The sequence below is a fragment of the Rhizobium sp. BK650 genome (assembly GCF_014195325.1).
Taxonomy (GTDB): domain Bacteria; phylum Pseudomonadota; class Alphaproteobacteria; order Rhizobiales; family Rhizobiaceae; genus Rhizobium.
Window position 1 is genome coordinate 1 of the sequence record NZ_JACIBK010000028.1, and the last position, 8,616, is coordinate 8,616.

Consider the following 8,616-nt stretch of genomic DNA (forward strand, 5'->3'; position numbering starts at 1 on the left):
GGGTCGACGGCACCACCTTTGAATGGAGTGCTCAGAAAACCGCTTGAACTAAACCCGAGTTTGCAGGCCCTAGACGGGGTCTGCAATATCCCCGCCGGGACGGTGGTTGCGGTGACTTCGGTCAATCGGCTGATGGCCCAAAGGCACATCGATGGACACGTTGAAGCACTCGACCCGAACAACATCATGAGGCAACGACCTCGGAAAGGACCATGACCCCGGCAACGATGTTGCAGGCGCTTGACAAACACCCGCAATTAAAGGGCCGATTGACAGTTTAGGTCATCATTCGGGTGCGTTCATGTATTCGGCCTTTGTCTGCGACCGAGACCATGGTCGCTGGCCCTGATGGAGTACGCGGATCGAGGCCTCATCAACGGGTCGCGCTTGAATGCGGCGCCTAAAGCTCTCCGGGTTTGCTCGATCCCCAGCTCCGCTGGATGACCATCTGTTGCTTCTGCACCTTACGCCGGTTCGCTGAGGTTTCCTGTCTATGCTGTCTTGACGCGTGCCTCCCTGAACATCTCTCCACTTGTCATCATCGCCCAGATGATCCGAGCAAGTTTGTTAGCCACGGCGACGGCCACGATCATAGGACGTCGTCGTTGTAATAAAGCTTCGATCCAAGCTCCCCCGACCTTCGCTCGAGCTTTCGGATACCGAACTATATTCCTGGCGCCGATTACGAGCAGATGACGCAGGTAGGCATCTCCTTGTTTCGTAAATCCCTCCCAATCGAGTGGTGCCGCCACTGGAGTTTTGACGCGGCGTCAGGCCCAGCCAAGCTGCAAACTCTCGACCGGAGCGGAACATCCTAGCGTCCGGAATGGTGGCGGCGATGGCCGTAGACGTGATTGGGCCGACCCCTGGGATCGACGAAAGCAGATTTGAGACCGGATCTGAACGACCGATTTCCGCTAGCTTCGTCTCAATCCCGTCGATCTGCTTGTTCAACTCGCCAACAGATCCGATCAAGCTGGTCAACGCATACCGAGCATGTTCTGGCAACGAGGCCGCAACTTCCTCTATCATCGGCATTATGGTCTCGATGCGTTGTCGACCTTGGCCGAAGATGATTCCGAATTCGGCGAGATGAGCGCGGATCGCACATACCGTCATGGTCCGTTGCCGTACCAGCAGACCTCTAGCTCGATGTAGCATCAGGAAGCTCTGGTTAGCCTCAGACTTTACCGGAACGAAGCGCATATCGGGTCGCCGAACAGCCTCACAGATGGCTCCAGCGTCCGCGGCGTCATTCTTCGCGCCGCGCCGTACAAACGGCTTCACATACGAAGGCGGTATCAACCTAACCTCGTGACCGAGCTTCATCAGCTCCCGAGCCCAGTAGTGCGCCGTGGCACAAGCTTCGACACCAACAACGCATGGCCTTGCACGCTGAAAGAACTTGATCATCTCGCTTCGCCGGAGCGCCGCGGTTTTGATCACTGAACCGTCGGCATCCACCGCATGGACGTGAAAGTTATGTTTGGCCAGATCAAGGCCTATCGTGCTGGCGATCATATCAGTGGCTCCTGTTTGAGTCGGCGCATCATCATACGACCAACCGGTTCGGAGCGGGGCCGTCTTCCCCATCAACGGCAAGTTCCGGGCTGAGTGCCTGAACGCTCACTGGTTCATGAGCCTTGACGACGCGCGGGCGAAGATGGGGGATTGGCGTAGAGACTTGTATGAAGCGGCGTTTGTCAATCCATCGTCATCCCTCCCAAAGTTGCTTTCCATCGGTTGTTCGAAGTCGTCTGGCAATCCGGCACCCGTTGGTGCCTCCACTTGTATCCGGCTGAGGCGGCTTCCTCCGACCATAATCCCGATTCATGGTGGCCAAACGCCTGCTTCGAAACGCGGTACCAAACTACAACTCGGCGTGTGATTTCCATCTCTACGCACGGTAGCCACGCTTCCCTCTCAACTGCCCGTCGGCGGTTGAACCCTTATTTGGCGGCGATAGATAGAGTGGCCCCTTCGGGCACCACACCGTCTTCGATGAACCGCCAGAATGCTGTTCAAGCTTGCCCACCCGAGTGATCAGGGTTCGGCCATAGTGGCCTGAGCGGTATCCGAGCCGGTCCGGTGTGCGCTCGCTTTTACCAGCTCCAAGGGCCTCGTCCATCTCCGCTTCCAGAACTTCCTGCATCACCGCGCGGATCACTTCGCGCAGGCCGTCTGGGTTCGATAGCAAAATCTCTTTCACTGCAGCGCTGGCTGTCTTACCATCGGTCTTGGTCATGGTGGCGTTCCCTCCGGGGAATTGGTGACGTTGAACATCACCAGTCTGCCATGGCCGCCTTCTTTAGGAAATTTGCAGAACCTTCAGCACTCTACCGTAAGAATCGCCGGAGAATGCCTCCACGCGGTAAAGAGAATGAATCGCTCGATCCGGTAGGATTGGCCAGCGGACAAAGAAGCATATCGAAGCTTTCAGCATAGCGGCCGCGCCGACGCGCGAGGGAAAGCGGGAATTCGCGTCACACGAGGAACGCGAGGAAGGGCAGCCGCAGGAGCGCCAGCGAAAGCGGTGCGAAGGAGGCGCGGGACCGACTGTCCCGCGACCGAGTGTGCCGCTTCCAGGCCGACGTCGCGGCTGGTGACGCTCCCGATGACAGACGTCCGGTCGTCTCCTCCCGTCACCCACCCGGCCGGACCAGCGACCGCGCGATTTCGATGATGTCGTCACGGCCGGCAGTCGGGTCTTCCCGGTTCCAGGCGATACCGAGCCCGATCTTGAAGTCGATCTTCCTCACCTTCTTCAGCTCAAAACCGCGGTTGGGCAGATCCTGCGTCCATTCCGGCACGAAGCCGATGCCAAGCCCGGCAGAGACCGGTGACACCAGCGAGAAGGTGTCATCGCAGGTATAGGTGACATTGTCGGTCAGATCGTGCTCCTCGAACTTTTCCGCGAAATAGCGCTCGCTGTAGGAGAGGTTCTGCCGGGAAAAGGAGATGATCTTCTCTTGTCGCAGATCCTCAAGATCGATCTCGCTCTTGCATGACAATGGGTTGGCCACCGCCAGCAGGTAGCGCTAATGGGCAATCGAGAAGAAGCGCAAGGAGCCGATATTCTCCACCAGCCTGATGAAGCCGAGATCGATGCGGCCTGCCGCGATATGGCGGATGATGTCATCGGTGGTGCCGCTTTCGATATGCATGCAGATATCGGGATATGTGCGGCCGATGCGCGCCAGGAAGGACGGCAGTACGCCGATGGTGGCGGGATAGACGGTGGCGATGGCAATCTTCCGTGCGGACCTCCCGCCAACCGAGCGGGCGATCTCCCTTGACAGGTCCACGTCGCTCCGGATGCGCACCGACCGCTCGTAGAAGGCTGCCCCTGCCCTTGTCAATTCCACCCGCGGGGCCGAGCGGATGAATAGAGCCGGCTGGGCGATATGCACCTTGGCTACCGCCCTCTTGTACCAAACCGTGAAGACCAATCGATATGCGATTTGTTCAGTGCGGCGAGCGCAATATTGCCGGTTGCAGTGAGCATCTCTCGTTGTTCCCATAACAATCGCCCACGCGATCATTCTCGACCCAGCCGCGATCGTCGACGGCCGCTTGCTGCGAGCTACCTTCAAAGCCTTCCGCGCCGACTGCGGTTTCTTCGGCGATCCTGCAACTGCAGAAATCCGTCGCTGTGAGATACATAGGATTTTTCCGGAAGACCTTCGGTCTCCCGGATAAATGAGTTCGAATCTCAGGCTGCCCGAGCAGCCTTGGCGGGGATTTCTACGTCGATTTCGAGGATCGAGACGTTCTCGCCGCGATCGATCCTGATCTGCAGACGATCGCCTTCGATTTCGACATGCTTGGCGATCACTGCAAGGATCTCCTCTCTGAGAACGGATACGAGATCCGATCCGGGAGTCACGCGTTCGTGCGCCAGAAGCAGTTGCAGGCGTTCGCGCGCAACCGGCGCGGTTTTCCGCTTTTGAAAGAAATCGAATACGCTCATGCCGCCCTCCGTCCGAAGATCTTGCCAAACAGACCACGCTTCTCGCCGGGGATCGAAACCGGAAGAGCCTCGCCGTTGAGGCGACGGACGGCTTCGAAATAGGCCTTGGCCGGAGCACTGCTCTGATCTGCGAGCGTCACCGGAGCGCCGAGGTTGGACGCGCGCAGCACATCCATGCTTTCAGGAATAATGCCGAGCAGCGGGATCGACAGGATCTCCAGCACGTCGTCCACCTTCAGCATGTCGCCGCGCTCGGCGCGGGTGACATCGTAGCGGGTGAGAAGAAGATGCTTTTCGATACGCTCGCCGCGCTCGGCCTTTTCCGTCTTGGCGTCCAGGAGGCCAATGATGCGGTCGGAATCGCGCACGGAAGACACTTCCGGATTGGTGACGACCACAGCAATATCGGCATGCCGCATCGCCAGCGTTGCACCGCGTTCGATACCGGCCGGACTGTCGCAGATGACCCAGTCGAAATGCTTCTTCAGCTCGTTGATGACGCGCTCGACGCCTTCTGCGGTCAAGCAGTCCTTGTCACGGGTCTGTGATGCCGGCAGCAGGAACAGCGTCTCGAGCCGCTTATCGCGGATCAGCGCTTGGGTCAGCTTGGCGTCGCCCTGAATGACATTAATCATGTCATAGACAACCCTTCGCTCCGCACCCATCACGAGATCGAGGTTGCGAAGGCCAACGTCGAAGTCGACGACTACGACTTTTTCGTTTCTTTGCGCAAGGGCTGCCCCCAACGCTGCAGTCGAGGTTGTCTTGCCAACGCCACCCTTACCCGAGGTTACAACAATGACCTTTCCCATATCCCGCTCCTGTTTGAACCACTCACCCGTTAAATCAGTCGCGACGCCCTGATCGCATCGTTCTCAAGCCATAACTGCGCAGCCTGACCGCGCAGTTCCGCCGGCAGATCGTCGGCGGTCTTGTAGATCCCGTCGATTGCCAGAAGCTCGGCTTCCAGCTTGCGGCAGAAGATACGCGCGGCCGCATTGCCGACCGACCCGGCGAGCGCGCGTCCGCGAAGCGCGCCATAGATGTGGATGGATCCCCCGGCGATTACCTCGGCTCCGGAAGCGATCGATCCTATGACCGTTACATCCCCTTCCGGAAAGACGATCGACTGACCCGAGCGCACCGGCTCGTGCAACACGAGCGAAGAGGGAGCAGCACGAACAACCGGTGCAACGACTTCCCGCACTTCGGTCGGCTGCGCCTTGCTCGGCTTCTGCCCCTCGCTCGCCGTGCCAGCTGCAGGCATCTCCACATCAGTGGCCGGCCGCCCGCCCACCATGCCCGGCGGCATGCTGGCGTCGAGCTGAGATGGTCGCGCGCCTTCGATACCCATCACCCGGACGCCGCGCTCTCCGAGAGCTGCAATCATTCCCTTAAGTGTGGCACGATCCAGCGCGAGTTCACTGACATCCAGAACAACGGGCCTGCCGAGGAAGAAGCCAGCCGATCGCGCAGCGAGATCGTCGAGACGTACGAGCCAATCCTCGAACGGCAAATCAGGTGTGAGCACGACCGCAAGAAACGATCTGCCTTTGATGCGAATGGAGCGCGCTTCGGTTAACACGTTAGTAAACTTGGTTAATTTCGATTTAAAAGCTTTAGCTGCTTTATGGTTAACAAATCGTTAACGCCGGGCAGGTGAAGCCAAAGAATGGTCGACCGAAAGGTCGCGTACCATCGCCTCACTTTCGTGCCTCGTGCCGGTGATGTTTTAGCATTATGCTTGAAACATCAGAGCCTTCCGTAATTCAAGCGCACCGGCGACGGCAAAGCCTTTCGCTCGGACGAGGGCCATGCTCTTGCTGCGATCGCGTGTTAGCTCGCAGAGTACCGCCGGCTTTATGACAGAATCACAAGAGGGGCACGCGGAGAAGAAATGACCAGCTTTTTGATCACCGGACCAGAAATGGCTGATTTCACGATCCTCCTTGCCCATGGTGCAGGCGGCGCGATGGATTCTGCGTCGATGACCGATCTATCGAAAGCGCTCGCAGCCGGCGGCTTCAGGGTAGCGCGCTTCGAGTTCGCGTATATGGCCCAGCGTCGCGTGACCGGCGCGATAAAGCCGCCTCCCCGCGCAGACCATTTGCTCGCCGAATATCGTGCCGCAATCGAGGAACTCAATGCCGGCAAGTTGGTCATCGGAGGCAAGTCGATGGGTGGTCGCGTCGCAAGCATGATCGCAGACGAGGCTCTGGCGGCGAAGAAAATCCGGGGTCTGCTTTGCCTCGGATATCCGTTTCACCCGCCGGGCAAGCCGGACCAGCTGCGCACTGCGCATCTGCAAAGCTTGCAGACGCCCACACTGATCTGCCAGGGAACGCGTGACCCCTTCGGATCAAGAGAAGAGGTTGCAACCTATTTACTCTCCGATCAGATCGATCTGCTCTGGCTGGAAGACGGCGACCACGACCTCAAGCCACGCAAGAAGATTTCAGGCTATTCCGTTGGCGACCATATGCGCCAACTATCCGGATATGCAGTGAGCTGGGCGAACCGGCTATAATCCGAAAAAATACTCGCAACACGCGATATTTCTGTCGATAGCGGCCGCTTTCCCGATATTTAAAGTTATTCGGTAAACCGTTTTAAAAGGATTGCCTGATCGAATGGCGCCCCCGCGCATCCGCGCGGAAATGGGGTCCTGAACAAAGCGGCTGTCCATTGGACAGGTGCTTTGTCATTCGACGGGAAATCAGGCATGGGTGCGATCGAAGGCAGGAAGATCGACGGCAACCTTTCGATCTATCTTGATCTGTTGCGGCTCGCCGCTGCTGTGATCGTATTTCTCTCACACGCGCATGTCTTCCTGCTCCCATCCATCAAGATCGGACCTTTGGGCTGGGGTCGGGAAGCTGTCGCGGTCTTCTTCGTTCTCTCAGGATTTGTCATCAGTTATGTCGGGCAGGTAAGCGAAAAGGAATGGCGCCAATACCTTGTCGCCCGCCTCGCCCGGATAATGCCTGTCGCTCTGCTGGCAATCGCGGCGATTTTCGTGGCCGACAGCATCGGGATGCACGCGAACGCCCCTTACTATGATTTCATCAACACCGGGTTCTTCACCCCGGTTTCAGTTGAAGCGGCACTCGCCTATGTGACCTTCACTAATCAATTATGGTTTGCACATGCCGTTTTTGGCAGCGGCGAGCCGTATTGGTCATTGGGCTTCGAAGTTCAGTACTACCTGTTCTACGGGCTGTTTGCCTTTTCGCCTCGGCCTGCGAAACCACTATTGCTGTGCCTTTGGGCCACCCTCGCAGGCCCGAAAATCCTAATGTATATGCCCCTGTGGCTCATGGGCTGGTTGACGATGAAGTGCGTCATCGGGCGCCCGCCATTTCGGCGCACCAGCTCCATCGCGATGATCATCGCATCGCTCGTGCTGTTCTTGAGTCTGAAGGTTTTCGCCGATCGCATTGCGACCAACATGTACGAGACCTGGTCACTGTCTCAAGAAGCGATCAATTTCACCTACTTCAACCTCATCGGCGTTGCGGTGGTCCTGCACCTCATCGGCGTGGCATCGTTGCTTTACCAGGCTCCGGTACTGTTCAAGAAAACAGGCCCGGCGATCAAGTGGCTGGCTGGTGGCAGCTTTACGCTCTATCTCGTCCACCAGCCGCTTATTCTGATGTTTGCGGCCCTCCTGCATCCGGTGGAGGAGCATGTTCCGATGGCGGCGGTCCTCCTCATCACCTGTTTCGCCCTTTGCTTGCTCCTGGCAGAAGTCGCGGAACGTCGAAAAAAGTTCTTCGCCTCGCTCATCGTCGGCCTGCTACCGGTACTGTCGCGTACAGGCGGGAAAACGCCCGTCAATGTTGCTTCCGACATAGACCATACGGCGCCGTCGACCTCGCAACTCGTTCGGGTTCTTGAGGAAATGCAAAATGCTCTCGATGGGGAAGAGAAAGTGGGCGGCATTCACGATGCGCCGCCTCGCGAGCGCGCATCGCGTGCTTGAGCGAGAAAGTCCAACGTTTGTCGGAGCGGTTGATCCGACGCACTCGCAGCCATTCTCTCGCCTTCCGCTTCAGTGAACGCTCGGGAGTTTTACTGCTGAGGCAAAATCTTCCGCCACCAGTTCGCTGATCGTGATCAATGTTTCCTCGATCGTGAAACCTGATGCGACGGTGGCATCGATCAGATCCTGTAAGTCGGCTCCGATAGCCTCGCGGCAGTCGTCAAGCCGATCATCTGAAACAGTCAAACTGCGCAACTCTTCCATGATGTCCTTTCCAGAGTTGGAGGTCAGAATAGAGCGCGGCCGGCAATTGCGGCGGCGCTGCTGGTATCAGCGTGCAGATACGCGGCCTCTTGCAGGCGGCAGAAGCCCTTCGCGCTGCATCTTCTTGCGGATAGCCTTGCGCTGCCGAGCAATTGCCTGAGCTTTCTCGCGCACGCGCCGCTCAGAAGGCTTTTCATAGGCACGGCGCTCCTTCATTTCGCGAAACAATCCTTCGCGTTGCATCTTCTTCTTCAGGGCACGAAGAGCCTGTTCGACATTATTGTCTCTGACGATGACGTGCATGTTTTCTCCAATGAAAGAACTCAAGGGGCAAAACACCTCCATTTGGCGTCTTTCCTTGGGTTCGGTTAGGGTTTGACCGGCATTCGCACCGATCGGC

7 protein-coding genes and 4 pseudogenes are annotated in these 8,616 nt (G+C 57.9%); 3 read left to right on the top strand and 8 right to left on the bottom strand.

Features of this window, described 5'->3' with window-relative positions; genetic code table 11:
- Window positions 1-491: 491 nt before the first annotated feature.
- Window positions 492-1,521, bottom strand: a pseudogene (locus FHX15_RS30605) (IS110 family transposase).
- A 73-nt stretch (window positions 1,522-1,594) separates the two neighbouring features.
- On the opposite strand from FHX15_RS30605, the pseudogene FHX15_RS31935 reads away from it, so the two are divergent.
- Window positions 1,595-1,693: pseudogene (locus tag FHX15_RS31935) on the top strand (integrase core domain-containing protein); the annotation flags it as partial.
- A 327-nt stretch (window positions 1,694-2,020) separates the two neighbouring features.
- Here the strand turns inward: FHX15_RS31935 and FHX15_RS30615 are convergent.
- From FHX15_RS30615 to minC, 5 genes and pseudogenes are all read right to left on the bottom strand, one after another.
- A pseudogene (locus FHX15_RS30615) lies at window positions 2,021-2,245 on the bottom strand (transposase); the annotation flags it as partial.
- Window positions 2,246-2,642: 397 nt separating this feature from the next.
- Window positions 2,643-3,461: pseudogene (locus FHX15_RS30620) on the bottom strand (LysR substrate-binding domain-containing protein).
- A gap of 251 nt (window positions 3,462-3,712) precedes the next feature.
- Complete coding sequence (gene minE, locus FHX15_RS30625) at window positions 3,713-3,970, bottom strand: cell division topological specificity factor MinE (protein ID WP_184402072.1); 258 nt, start codon at window positions 3,968-3,970, stop codon at window positions 3,713-3,715.
- Window positions 3,967-4,782 carry a septum site-determining protein MinD gene (minD, locus tag FHX15_RS30630; protein WP_184402073.1) on the bottom strand — a complete coding sequence of 272 codons (816 nt, stop codon included), beginning with the start codon at window positions 4,780-4,782 and terminating at the stop codon, window positions 3,967-3,969. Before minD ends, minE begins: the two co-directional genes overlap by 4 nt.
- A 29-nt stretch (window positions 4,783-4,811) precedes the next feature.
- Entirely contained in the window at window positions 4,812-5,555 is a 744-nt protein-coding gene (gene minC, locus FHX15_RS30635; RefSeq protein ID WP_184402074.1) for a septum site-determining protein MinC, read from the bottom strand.
- Window positions 5,556-5,867: 312 nt separating this feature from the next.
- Between minC and FHX15_RS30640 the strand changes: the two genes are divergently transcribed.
- Window positions 5,868-6,497, top strand: a complete 630-nt coding sequence (locus tag FHX15_RS30640) for an alpha/beta fold hydrolase (RefSeq protein ID WP_184402075.1) — start codon at window positions 5,868-5,870, stop codon at window positions 6,495-6,497.
- Between the two features lie 195 nt (window positions 6,498-6,692).
- Complete coding sequence (locus FHX15_RS30645; RefSeq protein WP_184402076.1) at window positions 6,693-7,952, top strand: acyltransferase; 1,260 nt, start codon at window positions 6,693-6,695, stop codon at window positions 7,950-7,952.
- Between the two features lie 69 nt (window positions 7,953-8,021).
- Here the strand turns inward: FHX15_RS30645 and FHX15_RS30650 are convergent, their stop codons facing one another.
- Window positions 8,022-8,216, bottom strand: coding sequence for a hypothetical protein (locus FHX15_RS30650; protein ID WP_184402077.1), 195 nt, complete (start codon window positions 8,214-8,216; stop codon window positions 8,022-8,024).
- 66 nt (window positions 8,217-8,282) lie between these two features.
- A complete protein-coding gene (rpsU, locus tag FHX15_RS30655; protein WP_184402078.1) occupies window positions 8,283-8,519 on the bottom strand; it encodes a 30S ribosomal protein S21 in 237 nt (78 codons plus the stop codon).
- Between the last annotated feature and the right edge of the window lie 97 nt (window positions 8,520-8,616).

Bases quoted from the DNA above. Each gene is read 5' to 3' on its own strand.
- minE (WP_184402072.1), bottom strand. From the start codon at position 3,970: ATGAGCGTATTCGATTTCTTTCAAAAGCGGAAAACCGCGCCGGTTGCG.
- FHX15_RS30640 (WP_184402075.1), top strand. From the start codon at position 5,868: ATGACCAGCTTTTTGATCACCGGACCAGAAATGGCTGATTTCACGATC.
- FHX15_RS30650 (WP_184402077.1), bottom strand. From the start codon at position 8,216: ATGGAAGAGTTGCGCAGTTTGACTGTTTCAGATGATCGGCTTGACGAC.
- minD (WP_184402073.1), bottom strand. From the start codon at position 4,782: ATGGGAAAGGTCATTGTTGTAACCTCGGGTAAGGGTGGCGTTGGCAAG.
- rpsU (WP_184402078.1), bottom strand. From the start codon at position 8,519: ATGCACGTCATCGTCAGAGACAATAATGTCGAACAGGCTCTTCGTGCC.
- FHX15_RS30645 (WP_184402076.1), top strand. From the start codon at position 6,693: ATGGGTGCGATCGAAGGCAGGAAGATCGACGGCAACCTTTCGATCTAT.